The sequence below is a fragment of the Ruegeria sp. HKCCA6707 genome (assembly GCF_013033515.1).
Taxonomy (GTDB): domain Bacteria; phylum Pseudomonadota; class Alphaproteobacteria; order Rhodobacterales; family Rhodobacteraceae; genus Ruegeria.
Genome location: NZ_WQEG01000006.1, coordinates 333,860 through 351,861, shown reverse-complemented (window position 1 = coordinate 351,861; position 18,002 = coordinate 333,860). Strand labels below are relative to the sequence as shown.

General features: G+C 53.5%; 20 protein-coding genes, 1 tRNA gene and 4 pseudogenes. 18 read left to right on the top strand and 7 right to left on the bottom strand.

Annotated features, from left to right (window positions below):
* Window positions 1–234: pseudogene (locus tag GOW40_RS16600) on the bottom strand (hypothetical protein); the annotation flags it as partial.
* A 138-nt stretch (window positions 235–372) separates the two neighbouring features.
* Between GOW40_RS16600 and GOW40_RS16595 the strand changes: the two are divergent.
* From GOW40_RS16595 to GOW40_RS16575, 5 genes and pseudogenes are all read left to right on the top strand, one after another.
* Window positions 373–672 (top strand): annotated as a pseudogene (locus GOW40_RS16595) (transposase); the annotation flags it as partial.
* 290 nt (window positions 673–962) lie between these two features.
* Entirely contained in the window at window positions 963–2,024 is a 1,062-nt protein-coding gene (locus GOW40_RS16590; protein WP_171100116.1) for an extracellular solute-binding protein, read from the top strand.
* A 67-nt stretch (window positions 2,025–2,091) separates the two neighbouring features.
* Window positions 2,092–3,195: an ABC transporter ATP-binding protein gene (locus GOW40_RS16585; RefSeq protein WP_371731858.1), complete on the top strand. Its 1,104-nt coding sequence runs from the start codon at window positions 2,092–2,094 to the stop codon at window positions 3,193–3,195.
* A gap of 3 nt (window positions 3,196–3,198) precedes the next feature.
* Window positions 3,199–4,065, top strand: coding sequence for an ABC transporter permease (locus GOW40_RS16580; RefSeq protein ID WP_171100112.1), 867 nt, complete (start codon window positions 3,199–3,201; stop codon window positions 4,063–4,065).
* Window positions 4,062–4,916, top strand: a complete 855-nt coding sequence (locus GOW40_RS16575; protein ID WP_171131251.1) for an ABC transporter permease — start codon at window positions 4,062–4,064, stop codon at window positions 4,914–4,916. Before GOW40_RS16580 ends, GOW40_RS16575 begins: the two co-directional genes overlap by 4 nt.
* A gap of 169 nt (window positions 4,917–5,085) precedes the next feature.
* On the opposite strand, the gene GOW40_RS16570 is transcribed toward GOW40_RS16575, so the two are convergent.
* Window positions 5,086–5,964, bottom strand: coding sequence for a LysR substrate-binding domain-containing protein (locus tag GOW40_RS16570; RefSeq protein ID WP_171231090.1), 879 nt, complete (start codon window positions 5,962–5,964; stop codon window positions 5,086–5,088).
* 97 nt (window positions 5,965–6,061) lie between these two features.
* On the opposite strand from GOW40_RS16570, the gene GOW40_RS16565 reads away from it, so the two are divergent.
* From GOW40_RS16565 to GOW40_RS22470, 3 genes and pseudogenes are all read left to right on the top strand, one after another.
* Complete coding sequence (locus GOW40_RS16565; RefSeq protein WP_171100105.1) at window positions 6,062–6,766, top strand: SDR family oxidoreductase; 705 nt, start codon at window positions 6,062–6,064, stop codon at window positions 6,764–6,766.
* Complete coding sequence (locus tag GOW40_RS16560; RefSeq protein WP_171100103.1) at window positions 6,756–7,007, top strand: DUF6552 family protein; 252 nt, start codon at window positions 6,756–6,758, stop codon at window positions 7,005–7,007. Before GOW40_RS16565 ends, GOW40_RS16560 begins: the two co-directional genes overlap by 11 nt.
* A gap of 151 nt (window positions 7,008–7,158) precedes the next feature.
* Window positions 7,159–7,395 (top strand): annotated as a pseudogene (locus tag GOW40_RS22470) (integrase); the annotation flags it as partial.
* A 529-nt stretch (window positions 7,396–7,924) separates the two neighbouring features.
* Here the strand turns inward: GOW40_RS22470 and GOW40_RS16555 are convergent.
* Window positions 7,925–8,158, bottom strand: a complete 234-nt coding sequence (locus GOW40_RS16555; protein WP_171131253.1) for a hypothetical protein — start codon at window positions 8,156–8,158, stop codon at window positions 7,925–7,927.
* A gap of 135 nt (window positions 8,159–8,293) precedes the next feature.
* Here GOW40_RS16555 and GOW40_RS16550 point away from each other — a divergent pair, with 135 nt between their 5' ends.
* From GOW40_RS16550 to GOW40_RS22465, 9 genes are all read left to right on the top strand, one after another.
* On the top strand, window positions 8,294–9,046 hold the full coding sequence (locus GOW40_RS16550) for a Crp/Fnr family transcriptional regulator (protein ID WP_171131255.1): 753 nt from the start codon (window positions 8,294–8,296) through the stop codon (window positions 9,044–9,046).
* Between the two features lie 446 nt (window positions 9,047–9,492).
* Complete coding sequence (locus GOW40_RS16545) at window positions 9,493–9,801, top strand: hypothetical protein (RefSeq protein ID WP_170520028.1); 309 nt, start codon at window positions 9,493–9,495, stop codon at window positions 9,799–9,801.
* 3 nt (window positions 9,802–9,804) lie between these two features.
* Window positions 9,805–10,158 carry a hypothetical protein gene (locus GOW40_RS16540; protein ID WP_170447568.1) on the top strand — a complete coding sequence of 118 codons (354 nt, stop codon included), beginning with the start codon at window positions 9,805–9,807 and terminating at the stop codon, window positions 10,156–10,158.
* Window positions 10,148–11,002, top strand: coding sequence for a hypothetical protein (locus GOW40_RS16535; protein ID WP_171131257.1), 855 nt, complete (start codon window positions 10,148–10,150; stop codon window positions 11,000–11,002). The genes GOW40_RS16540 and GOW40_RS16535 overlap by 11 nt, the downstream gene beginning before the upstream one ends.
* Window positions 11,003–11,201: 199 nt before the next feature.
* Complete coding sequence (locus GOW40_RS22230) at window positions 11,202–12,233, top strand: DUF1611 domain-containing protein (protein ID WP_371731855.1); 1,032 nt, start codon at window positions 11,202–11,204, stop codon at window positions 12,231–12,233.
* Window positions 12,234–12,288: 55 nt separating this feature from the next.
* The gene (locus GOW40_RS16525) at window positions 12,289–13,410 is read left to right on the top strand and encodes an alanine/ornithine racemase family PLP-dependent enzyme (RefSeq protein WP_171131261.1); all 1,122 of its coding nucleotides are present in this window, start codon (window positions 12,289–12,291) and stop codon (window positions 13,408–13,410) included.
* 164 nt (window positions 13,411–13,574) lie between these two features.
* Entirely contained in the window at window positions 13,575–13,709 is a 135-nt protein-coding gene (locus GOW40_RS22365; protein ID WP_256367863.1) for a hypothetical protein, read from the top strand.
* Between the two features lie 79 nt (window positions 13,710–13,788).
* The gene (locus tag GOW40_RS16520; RefSeq protein ID WP_170336663.1) at window positions 13,789–14,361 is read left to right on the top strand and encodes a hypothetical protein; all 573 of its coding nucleotides are present in this window, start codon (window positions 13,789–13,791) and stop codon (window positions 14,359–14,361) included.
* Window positions 14,362–14,658: 297 nt separating this feature from the next.
* On the top strand, window positions 14,659–15,072 hold the full coding sequence (locus tag GOW40_RS22465) for a hypothetical protein (protein ID WP_171131263.1): 414 nt from the start codon (window positions 14,659–14,661) through the stop codon (window positions 15,070–15,072).
* Here GOW40_RS22465 and GOW40_RS16510 read toward each other — a convergent pair.
* The gene (locus GOW40_RS16510) at window positions 15,069–15,524 is read right to left on the bottom strand and encodes a hypothetical protein (protein WP_171131265.1); all 456 of its coding nucleotides are present in this window, start codon (window positions 15,522–15,524) and stop codon (window positions 15,069–15,071) included. The two genes, GOW40_RS22465 and GOW40_RS16510, sit on opposite strands and share 4 nt — an antisense overlap.
* A gap of 363 nt (window positions 15,525–15,887) precedes the next feature.
* On the opposite strand from GOW40_RS16510, the pseudogene GOW40_RS16505 reads away from it, so the two are divergent.
* Window positions 15,888–16,827, top strand: a pseudogene (locus GOW40_RS16505) (transposase); the annotation flags it as partial.
* A 250-nt stretch (window positions 16,828–17,077) separates the two neighbouring features.
* On the opposite strand, the gene GOW40_RS16500 reads toward GOW40_RS16505, so the two are convergent.
* The 3 genes from GOW40_RS16500 to GOW40_RS16490 form a co-directional block, all read right to left on the bottom strand.
* Entirely contained in the window at window positions 17,078–17,347 is a 270-nt protein-coding gene (locus GOW40_RS16500; RefSeq protein ID WP_171131273.1) for a hypothetical protein, read from the bottom strand.
* A 112-nt stretch (window positions 17,348–17,459) separates the two neighbouring features.
* Window positions 17,460–17,535 (bottom strand) — tRNA-Ala (locus GOW40_RS16495).
* Between the two features lie 141 nt (window positions 17,536–17,676).
* Window positions 17,677–18,000 carry a TIGR02300 family protein gene (locus GOW40_RS16490; protein ID WP_171100023.1) on the bottom strand — a complete coding sequence of 108 codons (324 nt, stop codon included), beginning with the start codon at window positions 17,998–18,000 and terminating at the stop codon, window positions 17,677–17,679.
* Window positions 18,001–18,002: the final 2 nt, after the last annotated feature.

Below are 18,002 nucleotides of genomic sequence, written 5' to 3'. Positions count from 1 at the left end.
GGCTTCAATCGGTAATTGATTATTTCGAGAGGCTCGAATGACCGCCATGCGGACAGGGCAGCCATAATCCATGAGTATGGCGATCAACCGATTGAAGTCGTCAAGCTTGTTCAGAATGGTGAAACGGCGTCGGCGCTTCGTCCCAGGGATCTGAAGCAGAACCTCGTGGCGGGATTTGGCAATATCAATCGCCACTAAAACGGCTTCTGACTGTGTAATAATGGTGTCGGTCATAGTCGGTTTCCTCTTCGGTGTGGTTTGTCGCAAAACCACTGTAGAGACCTGAGAACCGGCTATGATCACCTGCTGCGCTATTTGAGGGCTGCGCAGGAAATCATAGCCTCTGCATTAACATCATTCCGAAGGTGTTACGGGACCGAACTGACCAGTAACGCGTTGCTCAAGTGGCAAGAGGAGCGCAAAGTCGATTGGCACTACATCGCACCAGGCAAACCCATGCAAAACGGTCTGGTCGAGAGCTTCAACGGCCGGATGCGCGAGGAATGCCTCAACGAACACCTGTTCCCGTCATTGCGCCATGCCTGCCGCACAATTGCGGCATGGCGAGCCGACTACAATCACCACCGCCCACACTCGAGCCTCGACGGGCTCACACCGTGGGAGTATCACCAACGGTCAAGAGAGGACCAAACACTGAACAGAGCTGACTAAGAAACGCGGACTCCAAGGGGAGCAGGTCAGTCTGGGTCCGATGCATCCGCCTGCCATCGACTGGATTATGGGGCAGGTCGAGTTTTTCAACGGCAACTATGAACCAGCGCTTAGTTTTCTAATGGGAGCAGCGCGGCTTAACTCGTTGGCCACTGCCTTTCTCGCCGCGACGCTATCGTCCGTCGCGTAAGGTCAACAAGACAGTAGACAACGCCAAGCGAGTTTGACTTAATACGTCTATAAAAAACAGTGTATTTACTGACACATCGCTAAATCCATCGGGGGAAACAATGAACAAATCTTTGCTTGTATCACTAATTGCCATTGCTGCATTGGCCGCACCCATGTCGCAGGCAGAAACACTGAGGTTGTTGACCTGGGGTGGTTACGCCCCGGAAGATGTTATCGCAAAATTTGAGGCTGAAACGGGCCATACCGTCGAAGTAACAACCTCAAATAACGAGGAAATGATTGCGAAGCTGCGCGCAACAAACGGTGGCGGCTTTGATCTGGCACAACCAAGTCAGGACCGGATATCCAGCGCACAGGAGGAGTTTGGGATTTACAAACCGATCGACATGTCGCGCGTGAATGCGGAGCTGTTCATTCCATCGATGCTCAGCGCGACCGCCGGGAATACCACATATGACGGCGAGGTTTACGGCCTGCCGCATGTATGGGGGACCAGCGGCCTGGTCGTGAACACGGCAGAGGCCGGCGATGTGAGGGATTACACCGATCTTTGCGATGCATCTGTCGCAGGCAAAGTCTCGTACCGCCTCAAGCGTCCGACGCTGATCGGATTTGCGTATTCGATGGGATTGGACCCGTTTGCAGCGTATGGCGACACCGAGGCGTATCAGGACATTCTTGATCAGGTTGAAGCCAAATTGACGGAATGCAAACCCAATGTGAAAACTTATTGGGGCGGAGGTGACGAGATCAAGAACCTTCTGCGTTCGGGTGAAGTTATTGCGTCGATGGCTTGGGATACGGGCGGCTGGCAGTTGAACGCTGACAATCCGGATATCACTTTCGTAGCGCCCGAAGCTGGCGCGCTCGGCTGGATCGATACATTCGTTCTGCCCGCCCGTGGGCGCGCTGACGATGCCGCATATGACTGGATCAACTTTGTGATGCAGCCTGAAATCGCTGCGATGATTACAAACACCGCCGGAAACTTCACCGCAGCGGTGGACGGTGACGCAGGCGTGAACGCAGATCTCAAGGCGCGCTATCAGGGCAGCTTTGATCAAGAAGCGATTGACAACATCAAATGGTATCCGCCGGTGCCCGCTGGTCTTGAAGCCATGGAAGGCTCGACATTGGACCGGATTAACGCCGCGAACTAAAGCCTCAACACTGTTCGAGCTGGGGCGCCTTTGGGTGCCCCTTTGCATCTTGCGAGGTTGCATTGTGATACCAACAAACCCCGATCTTGAGTGCCGCGATCTGATCAAGGATTTCGATACGTTTCGCGCCGTGGACCACATCAGATTTGACGTACCGAAAGGTTCTTTCTTTTCAATTCTTGGTCCTTCGGGATGTGGCAAAACTACGTTGCTTCGCATGATTGCCGGTTTTCAGACGCCATCATCTGGCGATCTGTTGATCAAGGGACGTTCCATGATCGGCGTCCCGCCAAACAAGCGACCGGTGTCAATGGTGTTTCAGCACCTTGCCCTGTTTCCCACGATGAACATCGGCGACAATGTTGGATTTGGATTGCGTCAGCGGGGGGTGTCACGGTCCGAGATCAAAACACGTGTTTCGAAAGTTCTTGAGCGCGTCGGCCTCCCCAATGTTGCCGAACGTCGAGTTGACCAACTTTCTGGTGGGCAAAAACAGCGAGTCGCCATTGCCCGATGCATGGTTCTGGAGCCAGATGTCCTTTTGCTGGACGAACCCCTTGGTGCGTTGGACTTGAAACTGCGTGAGCATATGAAAGTCGAGCTAAAGGCGCTTCAGGCGGCATTTGACACCACCTTTGTCTATATAACCCATGATCAGTCCGAAGCGCTGGTGATGAGCGACAATATCGCAGTGATGAACAACGGCAGGTTCGAACAGATCGGAACGCCACATGATGTCTATAACGCGCCGGAAACTGCCTTTGTCGCCGGCTTTGTTGGCGACGCGAACAAGATCACGGCGCGGGTAAGTTCGGCTAAGGATGGCGTCCTGACTCTCAGCGCCGATGGCGAAAGCGACATTCGCGTCGCCGCTCAGAATAGCGGTTTCCACGTCGGACAACTCTTACAGGTATACTTGCGACCAGAAGCGATCGAATTGTTGCCGAACGGGGCCGAGGCGGACAAAGCGTCGAATGTCAGCCATGGCATCGTAGATGCAGTATTGTTTAATGGCGCAAACAGCATGGTCACAGTTAAAGCCGAGGGTGGCGTCCTCTGGAAGGTTGCGTTGCCTCAGACTGGCGGTTTTTCCTCCTTGCAAAAGGGGGACGCAATACGCACGCGTTGGCATCCTGCACAAGCACGCTGTTACCAAGCGGCTGAGGGTTAGGACATGTCATCCGATACCTCACGGTTGGGACTCTATCTGCTGCTGGCACCGATCTTCCTGTGGCTGACGGTGTTGATCATCCTGCCTCATGTTGGCCTCTTCATTGTCTCGATCAGCGAAAAGGTTGGGCCGCGAGACTACGATACTGGATTTGCCAATTATGCCGCTTTCTTCACTGAGCCATTGTACTGGCGCACCTTCGCTCGCACCACGATCATGTCGGTTTTGGCGACCGTGCTCACGCTGATCCTTGGGTTCCCGATCGCCTATTACATTGCCAAACTCACCAAGGGTCGGGCTAAGACAACGCTGTTTCTGATGTGCATGATCCCGTTTTGGGTCTCGGAACTTGTACGAACCTTTGGCTGGATGATCCTTCTGCGCGAGACTGGGGTGTTCTCAAATCTACTGCAATATCTTGGATTGGTCACTGGACCGGTCGAAATGCTCTACAACGACGCGGCCATCATGGTCGGCCTCGTCTACACCTCGATCCTGTTTATGGTCGTACCGCTTGTCACGACCCTGGACAGTCTGGACGACAGCCTGATCGAAGCGGGCTATGACCTCGGGGGTACAAACACCTCTATTATGCGCGAGATCGTGATCCCGCACGCCATGCCGGGCATCGTGTCTGGCTGCATCGTCGTCTTCATGCTGTCGCTGGGCAACTATCTAACGCCAATCCTGTTGGGCGGCAAAGACAGCCTTTGGTTCACAGGTATGATATATACTCAGTTCATAACGCGCTTTAACTGGGAACTTGGGTCGGCCTTCGGCTTTCTTCTTTTGGCGCTTTCATCGCTTGTTGTCTTCCTTGGGCTAAAAGTGTCAGGCCAGTCTCTGTCCAATACGATGGGGCGCTCATGATACCCAGCATTCCCCAACCCGTTTTTACCCGGTTTTGCTATCGCGTCTACGTCGCCGTTTTTTTCATCTATCTGGCGCTACCATTGGCAGTGGTCTGTGTGTTTGCCTTCAACGACAGTGTGTTTCCATCGCTTCCCTGGGAAGGCTTCACGCTGGCTTGGTTCTTTGGCACCGACGCACCGTTCATCGGTGTTTTCAACGAGCGTTCGATCATGCGCTCGATCGGAACCTCTGCTTTCGTGGCGATCTGGGTTTCTGGCCTTTCCGTAGCTGTCGGCACCAGTAATGCATTTCTGTTCGCGCGTCATGAATTCCGAGGCAAGGCGTTGCTTTACATGCTGATGCTACTGCCCCTGATTATTCCTGGTGTGATCCTGGGCATCTCGATCCTTGTATTTTCCAGCTCGGTTGCGAATACACTGGAGGATGCGACCGGACTGTGGTTCGACGGTCTCAGGCCTGGCCTGATGCTGGTAATCCTGGGGCAGTTTTCCTTTATCACCACCTTTGCAACACTTGTAATCTCTGCGCGGCTGCAAAAGTTTGATCCCAGCCTAGAGGAAGCGGCGTTGAATCTGGGCGCCAGTAAATGGGGTGCAATCCGCCAGATCACCATACCGTTTTTGTTACCAGCGATTTTAGCATCCGCAGTGGTCGCTATGTTAATGAGCTTCGAGAACTTCAACACAACGCTCATGCTTGTTGGATCGGAGTCGCCGCTGACGATCACAATGTTCGACAAGCTAAAACAAGGTTCGACGCCTGTCCTAAACGCGGTCTCTTTGTTGTTGATGGCAGCGTCCGCCATTCTTGGCCTGTTATCGCTGCTTTTTCAAAACAAGAAATCCTAACGAGCGCTCCTTTTATAGCGCTCACAGAAAGACTCGAACCAAACTCAGCTAGGCCAGTACAACCTGCTGTTCAGAGCGGTCGTTCGCTGCAGCTTGCTTGAACGTCTACTTTGCGGATTTGCTGTCGTTCATCCCGATGGTCTTAAAGACCGCTTAGGTTCCTAGGCAGTCAGTTATCTTCGGCCGAGCGCGCCTTAAGCCACGTCACGACATTGATGACCGTCTCGCTGTTCTTGGCTGTTCGCGGCATGAGGACATAGAAATCACTTCCACCCGCGTCCAGCGCTGCGCCAACCTCGACCAAGCGTCCAGCCTCAAGGTCATGAGCCACCAGAAACCGGCTTACTAAGGCCAGACCTTGCCCGGCGATAGCGGCATCGACCGCAAGAGACGTTTGGCTCAGACGAAGGTGCCGAGGCGACTGTTCCTGTACACCCAAATGCGCGAGGTAGCTGGGCCATTGGTCGTGGGTGTCATGAATCTTCGGCATACTTGCAAGTTTATCTGGTTCAAGAGGAGTGTCACCCATGTCCCCAAACTGCGGCGCAGCGACCGCGATCAGCGATTGCCTGAACAAAAGCGTTACGTCCAGTGACGCGCCAAACGGCGGCGATCCCTGACGCACTGCAAGGTCAATCCTGTCGCTGTGGAAGCTGGAAACTCTTTCGGTCGCCATAATCCGCAAATCGATATCAGGATGGGCTACGGTGAAGTCCGGCAGATTGGGGATCAGCCATTTCGCAGCAAAGGTCGGTGTGACGCTGATGACGACTTTGTTTGGCTCCGGCTTCAATTCTGCCGTTGCGGATCGAAGGTCAGCGAAGATCCCCGCAATCCTGTTGTGATAGCTGCGCCCGACCGATGTGAATGCCAGACCCTTTGGAACACGCTCAAACAAGATCAGATCAAGATGCGCTTCTAGTTGGCGCACGTGCTGTGCAACAGCCCCTTGCGTAACGCCCAATTCATCAGCGGCAGAGCGGAAACTGAGGCGGCGGCCTGCAGCATCAAACGCACGCAAACTGTTGAGCGGGGGAAGTTCAGTCATTCTACAATAGTATTTCTACTGTCATGTGACATCAATTCTGAATCGAAATTTCTCAGATAATAGACAATTTGGGAATCAACCAGAAAGGATTCTCGATATGACGGTAGAAAAAGTAGCTTTAATTACGGCAGGCGGAAGCGGCATGGGTGCAGATGCAGCGCGCAAACTGGCAGAAGATGGCTTCAAAGTTGGCATCCTGTCCTCGTCCGGCAAAGGTGAGGCACTCGGTGGCGAACTTGGTGGCTTTGGCGTTACTGGCTCTAACCTTGATGGAGAAGCGCTGAACGCTTTGGTCGAAGGTGCGAAGGATCGCTGGGGTCGCGTCGATGTCTTGGTGAACTCTGCCGGCCACGGACCAAAAGGTCCGGTTCTCGAAATCAGCGACGACGACTGGCATCAAGGGATGGAAGTCTACCTGATGAACGCTATCCGTCCGACACGGCTTGTCACCCCCTTGATGCAGGCGCAGGGCGGCGGAGCAATCATCAATATCTCAACCTTCGCGGCATTCGAACCTGATCCTCTTTTCCCCACGTCGGGCGTCTTCCGGGCCGGGCTCGCCGCGTTCACAAAACTCTATTCCGACAAGTACGCGACAGAGAACATCCGCATGAACAATGTTCTTCCGGGTTTCATCGACAGCCTGCCCGAAACCGAGGACCGTAAAGCACGGATTCCTATGGGGCGGTATGGCAATGCCTCTGAGGTCTCGTCCTTGATTTCGTGGCTCGCCTCAGCGGAAGGCGGCTACATGACAGGGCAAAACCTGCGCATCGACGGTGGGTTAACCCGTGCCGTCTGACATCTTGGCCTTCGCGTCATCGCGCGAGCGCCTGGTTTTCGCGGTCAAGTGGGGCGCATCCGCCGTTCAAATCATGGGATACACCGCGACGGGGTTTGGCTGGACGCCTTGGAACCTCTACTTGTTTCTTGTGGGTATCGTGGGGTGGTTCGCAGTCGGCGCACTGTGGAATGACAAAGCGCTCATGCTTGTCCACCTTGTCGCCCTGGGCGCAATGATTACTGGAATGGCAAGCGGCTGATGAGCAAGAGCAGTCATTCGGGCGTTGCGTAGCATCTGGGAGGTTTGGGCTCGTTCCAGACCTCGAATGCGGCGCAGCATCCTGTGATATGTTGCCTCGGTCAACGTCGGGTTGTCGTTGTGGGAGGGCATGGCGGATCGGAGGATCAGTCATGGAAACACCAAACTTACCTGCCATTCGTGCGCTTCGTCCCGCCTGGAACAAAGGACGTATTGTTGGTCAAAAGCGCCCCCTGAAGCCAAAACACGTCTGGGCGATCCGGGTTAGGCTCGAACTCGCTGAGAACCATCGCGATCTGGCACTGTTCAATATGGCGATCGACAGCAAGCTCCGCGGTTGCGACCTGGTGAAGATGAAAGTCGTTGATGTTATGGCGACAGGTCAGATCTGGGCCACACGAAGATGGACAGTACGGTCCGATACCTCGGTGTCGAACTCGAGGATGCCTTGGCCATCGCTGAAGCCATTGAAATCTAGTGCAGTTGGGTCGCCTACGCGGGCGGCCCAAAGGAGACATCCAGTGCACCCCTCGGATGCTGCGGCTGCTGACCGCGTTCCTGCCGTTCGCTGCGCAAGCGAAATATGGGCTTTGGTGAACTCACGGTAAGCTGACTTTGCCGTCTTTCGATCTGGAGCCTTCGCTAAAGCAGCACTTGCTCGCGGTCGCGGCATACTTATTGTTGCGTCGCGGCAAGTGTCACCAATCAGGTCATTCGCAGCCGTTGTATTTGCGTTAACGGGAACCGTACCTTCGCCGCGGCTCGGTCGGACGAGCAAGACGCGGGATATGGCAAGTATTGAAACATTGGTTTTTGCTTCGTGTTTGAACTGATTAGAAACGAGACGCCAATTTTGTGTCTTCTTGCTGTTAAGCTTTTGACGAGCATAATCTTGTTTTTCCGATACGGGACTTTACGCTACTGCCGAACCCGATAGCCGGAAGCAATGATCCGGTTAATGAGAAAGGCGACGGCCTGGTGCATATCCTTTTCATCGTTATTGCCGACCGCTGTTTCGTGGGCAGCAGCTGCGTCACGCAGAACTCCCACAACCTCATGCTCGGGCAGGAGCTCACGATCTTTAATTGCAAGCAAAAGCGCTTCACAAATTGAGAGTGCGGCCATTCCTGAGTGGTCTTGCCGGTCAGCCATGGTAGACGTCCTTTTTTAACAGGCGTCCAAGCAAGGAAGCGCCACGATGAATTGTACCATACTGGCATAGATTGCTGTATACTTAACTGATCGAAAGCAGTCTTGGCGTCGGATAGTTTCGCGGGCTGCTCATCGATGAAGGAAGAACACTTGCGCGCTATCAAAAACAGTCCACTCACCCGAAAGCTCTCAAACTTCGTCGCTCTGACTGAAGTTGAACTTGCGGTATTGGCACGCCTGCACAAGCGTCGCAGAACCTTTGAAGCCGGACGTGACCTTGTGCATCAAGGGCAATCAAAGCAGGCTGCCTACGTTCTGGCCTCTGGCTGGGTTTGCTCCTACAAAACCCAGACGGACGGGTCGCGTCAGATAGTCGATTTCCAAATACCGGGTGACTTTCTGGGCTTGCGAAGCGTTCTGCTGCACACCTCGGATCACAGCATAGAACCAATCATGGAAATCCAAGCCATTGAGGTGGTAGTGGATGATCTCCTGGACGCATTTGCGCAAACGCCCCGGCTGGCGACAGCAGTTCTTTGGGCGGTCTCTCGAGATGAAGCGATGGTGGTTGAGCACTTGGTCAACATCGGACGGCGAGATGCGGGTGAGCGCATGGCGCATTTTCTTCTGGAACTTGGTGTGAGGCTGTCTCAGGTCGGGATGGCAACCAAGTTGGGATATGCCTGCCCACTGACACAATACCATCTTGCCGATGCGCTGGGACTGAGTGCTGTACATGTTAATCGTGTCCTAAGGCAACTGCGGGAGAAGGGGCTGGTTACTTTTCAATCCGGGCAAGTGGCATTTGATGATTATGACGGACTGGTGACGTTGGCCGGTTTTGACCCCGCTTATCTGAATCAGGTCGGGCCACTGTTGAAGCAATAGGTTCACCCCTTCGGCGATGCCGGGATTTTGACGATAGTTGCCTGGTTAGAGACGGAAGTCGCTTCGGCAGATTTGGGGTTTCACTGAAAAAGAAGCGCAAGATAAATGCAGTCCGACTATGGTACTGGATTTCCTGCGCTTCTTAATTACTCGTTAAGAACACGCCAGCAAATATCCCGCCAACACACATCACGTTGCCGGAATCCAAACATCGTTGCACTGACGCAGGTTAGTCAATTTTTGGCGGCACCTGATCCTCGGGCACCAAATGCATTTGAGATTCCAATAAAATCTCAGGTCATTGGCCACAGACTAACATCGATCAGCGCGCGTCTGCCATTTGCACATTATTCTAAATTACAACGCCGGTACTACCGTGGCGCTTACGAGCGTAATCCGCGGCAGATTGCGCGGGGAAGATCCAACAAACTATATGGAGGACTAAGGTGAGCACGAGATCGTCCAGTTCTTTGGTGACGTTTTCAAATCCGTTCTCTTTGTCCGGCTATCCAGATGAACTTCCTGCAGGCGAGTATGAAGTAGTTGTTGAAGAAGAACTACTACAGGGCCTGAGTTTCGAAGCATATCGAAGAACCGGAACCTACCTGACAGTTCAGGGCAAAGGCAGCAAGCCAGGCCGCACGGAAATGCGCCCAATTGACCCAGAAGATTTTGAACGGGCGCTCAAGCAAGACCAGACCTTGGCCACATCTAACAATGACAGCGATGCGGCGCTTTCCCCGCAGGAGGAATAGATTATGAACACGCCCGAATGGCTTAAACCCGGAATCTACGGCGCCCTGATCGGAGGGGTTTTCGTAGGCGTCGTTGGATTTTCTTGGGGTGGATGGATGACCGGCAGTAACGCGGACAAGATGGCCAACGCCATGTCCCGCGACAATGTAATCGCTGCCTTGGTTCCGATCTGCGTCGACATGGCGAGAACTGACGCCCAACGCGCCGAAAAAATAACAACGATCAAAGAAGCTTCTTCTTTCAAGCGAAAGGATGCCGTTATGGCAGCCGGCTGGGCAACGGTACCGGGATCCCAAACCCCCAATAAAGATCTGGCACAGGCCTGCATTGAGGGGCTGAACCTGGATGGATCGTAACTCAATCACTCAACATTCGGACAACGCCGGTTGCACCAGGACAAATCGAAAAAATCAGCACTGGTTTTACTCTCACTTTATGACGGCGCTGTTTGTTGGCGTTTTCAGCTGCTTGGCGGGCTCCTTTATCTCATCAAGTCCCGCATCGGCCGAAACAAATTCGATCCCGGATAATGCGCATCCCAAAAAATATGGCGACGGTTGGGAATGCGATTTGTCCTATCGGTTGGAAGGCGGAGAATGCGTGGCCGTTGTCGTGCCGGGAAATGCCTACCCCACAAACAGAACCTACGGCTCAGGGTGGGCATGTATGCACGGCTTTGTTGAAGTGGGCGGCACCTCATGCACTGAAGTGATTGTGCCTGAGGGTGGATATCTCGATCCGTCAGGTGAGAGGTGGCGGTGCCTGCGTGGATACACAAGAGTAGACGATAGCTGCCAGAAAATCGTGGTGCCGGAAAATGCTTACCTGACGAACAGCACTTATGGATCTGCATGGCGTTGCAACCGTGGCTACGAAATCGACGGAGAAGCATGCGTGGCAGTAGCGGTGCCGGAAAACGCTTTTCTGAACGCATCAACCAGCGGGCGTCCCTGGACGTGCGAGCGTGGGTATTTTGAGCGCGACGGACGGTGCGATGCCGTCTTTGTGCCTGAAAACGCTTTCTACGATGACGCGATCCATGGAGTTGGATGGAAATGCGAACGTGGCTACGAGGCGTCCGGTGATCGCTGCAATGCAATCGAGCTACCGGCAAATGCCCATATCGACCGATCCGGCAATGGGTGGCAATGCCACAAAAACTATCATCGATCAGAAGGGCTGTGTGTTCTGAACCAGTGAGAATTCAGACAGAAAGCCCACTTTCCCAAACTTCACAATTTTTGCCCGTCCTTACCAAGGACGCGCGTTTCACACTCTAAAAAGGAACAAATATGAAACCCGTACCCATTGCGTCGGATGCCAAGCAGTTCATTGCCAGCGATGCGCAAAAGCTGGCGCCTGAACAAGCAGTTTTCCAGAGCTTCACCGCAAGACACTCGTGACAGATACACCGACTGCAATTGTGTATTGCGAAGGAAACTTCGCAAAGATCGATGGCAAGACGGCTAATGGTCTCGTTCGACATTCACAGGCCTATCGCGTTCTTTCGGTGATCGACAGCACGTATGGCGGTTGTGACAGTGGCAAAGTGCTTGATAATATCGCAAATCAGGTTCCCATCTTCGATGATCTTGATGCCGCCGTCGCTAATGAAGCTACGATCCCCGACACGTTTATTTACGGAATGGCGCCGGCCAGCGGCAGAATGTCCCTTGAGGATCGCGAAGTTGTTTTGGATGCGATAACGCTCGGAATGAACATCGTCAGTGGGCTGCATGAATTTCTTAGCGATGACAAGGAGCTCGCCGGATTTGCCAAAATTCACGATGTCACGATACGCGACATTCGCAAGCCGCGGCCAAATCCCGACCTGCGCCTGTTAGATGGCAGTATTGGAGACGTCCAGGCGATCCGCATCGCGGTGTTCGGCACCGATTGTGCAATTGGAAAGCGTACAACCGCGACAATCCTGACAGGCGCACTTAACGCGCATGGGATCAAAACAGTTTTGGTCGGCACCGGCCAAACTGGCTTGATGCAGGGCGCCAAGTATGGTGTCGCGATGGATTCGGTGCCGCCGCAATTTTGTTGTGGCGAACTTGAGCGCGCTGTCGTTGCGGCATCCGAGGGCGAGCACCCGGATGTAATAGTGATCGAGGGCCAGGGCGCGCTAAGCCATCCGGCTTTTTGCACATCAGCCTTCATTCTGCGAGGCAGTCAGCCACATGCAGTTATTCTTCAACACGCGCCTAAACGAAAACGTCGATGTGATTTCCCCAACATGACTATGCCCGCCCCTTGCGATGAAATCACCCTGATCGAGGCATTTGCGAACACAGAGGTAATTGGCATGACGATCAACCATGAAGGAATGAATGATGTTGAGATTTCAAAGGCCATCACAGACTACAACTGCAAATTGTATCTCCCGGTCACTGACGCATTGAACCGTCCTCCAAAAACTTGGTGAATATGGTTCTATCTGCCTTTCCGCGCTTGCAACCCGTACGTGTTACGACGATTGAATGAGCAAGCTGCGTATCGACGTTGATCTGGACAAAATTCGGTACAACACACGGTTCCTGGTCGACCACCTTAGACCCCGCGGAATATCGGTGACAGGTGTGACAAAAGCCGTTTGCGGTCATCCTGAGATTGCGAATGCTATGCTTGAAGGTGGCGTGACAGGGCTGGCGGACGCGCGGATCAGCAATATCATGCGTATGCGCAATGCTGGAATCTCGCGCTCCATTTCCTTGATCCGAACACCCATGCTGAGCCAGGTCGCTCAAGTCGTTGATAACTGCGATGTCAGCTTCAACACAGAGATGGACATTATCGCCAGCCTGGCCATCAATGCGCTGGGAAAGAACATTACTCACAATATTATCCTGATGGTGGAAATGGGGGATATGCGGGAAGGCATCTTGCCTGAACACCTTGGAAGCACTGTGTCCCAAATTCTTAGAATGGAAGGTATTTCTCTGAAGGGGGTTGGCGCAAACTTTGCCTGTCTGGGTCATGTGGCACCCTCTGTAGGAGCAATGGAAATGCTTTCGTCGCTTGCCGCCGACACCGAACTTGCAAGTGGACCCGCTCTGGAAACAGTGTCAGGCGGCGGCTCTGCCAGTTTGCCATGGGCGCTTGGCAAGGGGGCGACCGGAAAGATCAACAACCTGCGTCTGGGTGAGGCCATCCTGCTGGGTACCGATCCCGTTTCGGGATACGCGATCGACGGGCTTTACACAGATGTTTTTACGCTTTGGGCGGAAGTGATCGAAACGAAGACCAAATCAAATCCAAATCCCTTGCAAATGAATTATCCTATACCTTCAATGCAGTGTGTGACTTTAGACAGTCCTTCGAATACTCGGTCGATCCTTGCGATCGGACTCCAGGACACTGATGCGGCGGGTCTAATATTCCCTGCTGGCGTCACGTTCGTCGGAGCCACCAGTGATCATATCGTTGTAGAAAACACCAATTGGCTGCTTCGCCCTGGTGGCGAGGTGAAGCTGAGAATGAAGTATAGCGCGCTCTCGCGCGGCATGGCTGCACCCGATGTAGCAAAAGTCTTCCATGGTGATAGCGCTTTGGTTGACTGCAACGCAGCGAACACTGATCGCCCATACTCGAATCGAAAATAGCGCGCCAAGGTGCCGCCGCCTCGGTTCTGCTTCAGCCATCCGTCTTATTCTACGGCTTTACGTAGTAAATGAGGCACCCAATCCCTATATTGGACGTAGCCGCATTCACTTTTCACACCCTATCTGGGCTCGTGGGTGTTGCGGACAATCAAAGGATCAAAATGATGTCTTTCAAAGACCTGACGACCAGAGCGGCTGCCGCACTGAAGGAAAACGATGCGGACGCGCCGAAAAAAGAAGTTACGTCTGAAGCGCCTGACGTCGTCCCCGAAAAACCAAAGCCTAAACCTCAAAACTGATAATACCCTGCCGGGAGTGGGTGGCTTGTTCTTGTCTGCATCTCCGAGCGAGCGGTATCAGCAAAGGAGAATTACCCAAATGAACCAGATAATCAGCAAGACAATCGCAGTCTTTTCCAGGCCGTTTACTTTCCCTGGCTTCGACGAATTACTCCCGGCAGGCGAGTACGACATAGAAACTGAGCTTTCCGCACCACCAGATTATTCGGACCCAGAAGCCTGGAAGGCCTCGGTGTTAATCTGTCTGCATCCACGGAAATCTTACCCCGGTCTGGCGCGTACCTTGACCGTTTCTCTTACTGATTTGGAGAGAGCCCGCGCAAAGGATAAATTGTCTTCAAAGCAGTTGTCGCAGTTCTTGCTCGACCAACTTTTGGCCGATCCCATGGTGCAATTGATTATGGAAGCGGATGGCGTTTCAGAGACTCAACTTCGGCACCTCTACTCGGAGTCGCTCATCTCTGAGGCAGACGACATATCATCAGATCAACGAGCCCTACCGCGAGGATGCGGAAACGGTTCTCGGTATACTTTCGCTGTCCAAGCTGCTGAGAACGAAGGAATGCCGGTTCGTCCTATTAAAACCCCTCGGATTACAGGCCGTCCCATTGGACAGACTGAAATGGGCAGCTCCTTCAATCTCAAGGCTTAGGGCTCGGAACTTTCTTTTCCAGTCGCTGTATAAACCAAAACAGAAATCGAGGCTAAGAACTGATGGAAGACTCCGACGACGAAGCAGATACGATCATGGCTCGCGCCCACAATGACGTGCCGCAAGAACGCCCGTGTCTTCGTTGCAGAACTCCATTCTGGAGCGAAGGGTTCGGAGAGCGGATTTGTCGACGCTGCAAGGGGTTGAACGCGTGGCGAAATGGCGTATCGGAAAGCCCTGGGTTTGCTCGGCGTCGCTGATGTACTGACATGTAGTGGTTCCGATGTGATCTGACAGTTGGCCGTTTTTCCTGTGGTGTATGCCAGATTAAGTTTGGTTCCGGATCTTTTGCTTCCTGATCTCTTTGCTCTCGATCATGGTCTGGAAGGGTATTCTTCTGCAACACATTTTGCCCTGATGAGTGTGCTCTTGGTTGTAGTGGTGCAGCCATTCTTCCAGATCGGCTTGCAGCGAAATCTGCGCCGCGAGCGCACGCAAAACGATTATGCTATGTCCGAGTTGGACTCGGAGTTGCCATGCGGTCGTGCGGCGAGATGCTCGGTTTCAGGCCATTCTGAACGTCCGCTCTCACTGTCCTGGCACCATCTCATCGCACTGGCGGCGAATGGCCGGATCCCGCCCATGAAGGATCGTATTGCGTGTGCGGCGGAGTTTTTCGCGGTTGCCGTGAATGTCCGGAGGATGGCCTAAGTCTCGAGTTCGTTTTGTTCAACAACCTGAGGAACCACTTCAACAACTTGTTGCCCAGGTTTGACGTATTCATAGCCTTGTGGAGCTTGCCTAGCATCCACGTGGACAGCGACCTGGGGTGTCTTCCCTTCACTCGCAAGAAACTCCGCCATTCGCGCCCTGATCGTCTCTGACTTGGCGTTGTGCATGAGATCAAGTGCCACTTCAATTGCGCGAGTCTTCGCCAAAGAGCGGAGCTGCTCAGCCTCCTGGATGTATGCGTGCTGGACCTCTTCCAAGTGTTCCTTAACAGCCGGCCGCTTCATCGCCTTGTAGTATCCGGCCGGAGATAGTCCCGCCTCGGCACAAGCCTTTTCAATCGTCAGCCCATTGCGAATGCGAAGCTCAATCGCCTTTCGAAGCTTGGATGAGATCCGGGGTTTGGCAGCAGGGACAGTAGTTAGCTTTGGCATGATGTTACAATAGGCCCCGATGTCTCACCGCGAATGCACTCAAAAAAAGCGCTCCATGGATACCAAACGGTCGCGATTAACCCCACTTTAGTGTTACGTTTTGAGTTTTAGTGCATGTCCGGCCAGACCTGCACTGACAATCTTACTTTTGCCAATGTAAGATCGTTCCCGCATAAGCTCCTTTCCCTGACAGGCTGGATGTCCCCAAAGCCATCGGAGACACCATCTCTGATGGCTTTACCTATTCCGGCCTCCTTTGTGAGTAGTCAAAAGTCCGCATTGAGCCGATTATGTTGAAAAACTCTTTGTTGATCTCGCCGCAAGTCGCTGATTCAATTTCTGGATTGGGCAGGAGATCGCAGCATGATGGGGCGGAGACAAGAAGCGCAAGCGGCGCTGTCTTATGAGTTCTCTCTGGAAGATCACGTACCTCGGGATCACCTGCTACGCGCAATTGACCCGTTTGTCGATCTGACCCGCATCCGGGCGCATCTTTCGGAGCACTAAAATCACACAGGCCGCCCATCTGTCGATCCTGAGTTGATGATCCGAATGCTGATCGTTGGCTATTGCTTTGGCATCCGATCTGAGCGGCGGCTGTGCGAGGAGGTGCATCTCAACCTCGCGTATCGCTGGTTTTGCCGTCTCGGATTGAACGACCGAGTGCCGGATCACTCCACTTTTTCCAAGAACCGCCACGGTCGTTTTCGCGACAGCGATCTTTTCCGCCACCTGTTTGAAGATGTGCTGGCGCGATGCATTGCCGAAGGACTTGTCGGGGGCCAAATCTTTGGCGCAGATGCATCGCTCATCAAGGCAGATGCCAGCCGTTACAGCAAAGTTGACTTCAATGAATGGTCAGCACCACGTACAGCGAGCCGGGCAACGCAGGAATATCTCGACACGCTCGATGACTGCGCATTTGGTTCCGCAACGCCGGTGAAGCCAAAGGCGATATCACCATCCGATCCCGCCTCGCGCTAATGGCGATAGGCCCTTCTTTGCTTACAGCACGAACTATCTGGTCGATCTGGAACATGCGATCATCGTCGATGTCGAGGCCACGGTGCCCATCCGCCAGGCCGAAGTGCGCTCCGTGCGCCAGATGCTGGACCGCACGCGGGTTCTCTTCAACTTGCATCCTGAAAGGCTTGCGGCAGACACAGCCTATGGCACAGCCGAGATGCTCGGCTGGCTCGTTGAGGAGCAGTGCATCGAACCTCATATTCCGGTCTTCGACAAATCCGCACGCAAGGACGGAGCGTTTTCGGCAACCGACTTCACCTACGATCCCGGCGAAGATGCCTAACCGATGCACAGCACAGACGCGATAAGGGATTGCACCCAACACTTATTTGGTTGTTTGAGATCAAGCGCGCGATTAACCATCTAAATAATAATATTTTTTTAGAGGCGCGCGAGTGTCGGAGTGGACACAGCATCTGATCGCGCGAATTTTTCTCCCACCCCCCCCCAATTGAATGACCCCCGGGGTGCTAAACACGAGGGGCCATTTATGCTCTAAACGCTGATCGCAAACTTGAACGATTGCCCTAACCGTTGACCAACTTGGGGCTGTCCATTGTGGCATTAGGCCAATCGATAGCCGCGTCGATCTGTTCGATCCTGTCGACAACGCCGTCGGTGGACCGGAGCAGCGCTTTCGCTATGCCATCAATCGCGGTTCTAGTTACGGGGTGCATGCCCTGCAGACCGCCGTTGTCATAAAACAGAGCGTTGTCTAACACGACCGCCAGACCACGCGCTTCCATAGCGAGGCCTAGTGTATCGTCACAGATTTCTTTGTGAGATTCTTTTGTCATCTTGCTTCCTTTCCAAATGGTTCTGAGAAACCAAGTGGCGGGAAAGATGGCGGGACAGTCAATCCGTTTTTCAAATTAATACTTTTAAATCAAAACCCTAAATCCTTGGGTTTGGTGGAGCCTAGGGGAGTCGAACCCCTGACCTCTTGCATGCCATGCAAGCGCTCTCCCAACTGAGCTAAGGCCCCATGCAGGTACCGCCGTTGCGGTGGACGGACGTTTAGGAGACGTCGCGGGCGAGTGCAAGAGTAAATCGCGAGATTGGCGAAAATCTTTCACTCGATCCTGCAAACAAAGAGGACGGGGCGAACAGGTCGCCCCTGACCGGATCAGGACTCGTCTTCTGACGACATATCGGTGATATCGTCCAACGAGACGTTGTCGTCCTCATCGTCTTCCAGCAGATCATCGTCCAGTTCGACATCGACGTTATCGTCGTCATCATCCAGCACAATATCGTCTTCCGACGACGCCTCACGCGCTTTGACCGAGGCTGCATCTTCCGCGTCAGCGGCAATCATGCGGCTTTTGCCGGTTTCCAGTTCGACGATCTCACCCGTGTAGGGGCTGACGATCGGGTCCTTGTTCAGGTCGTAAAAGCGTTTGCCAGTGGTCGGGCAAACACGCTTTACGCCCCATTCTTCCTTGGGCATAT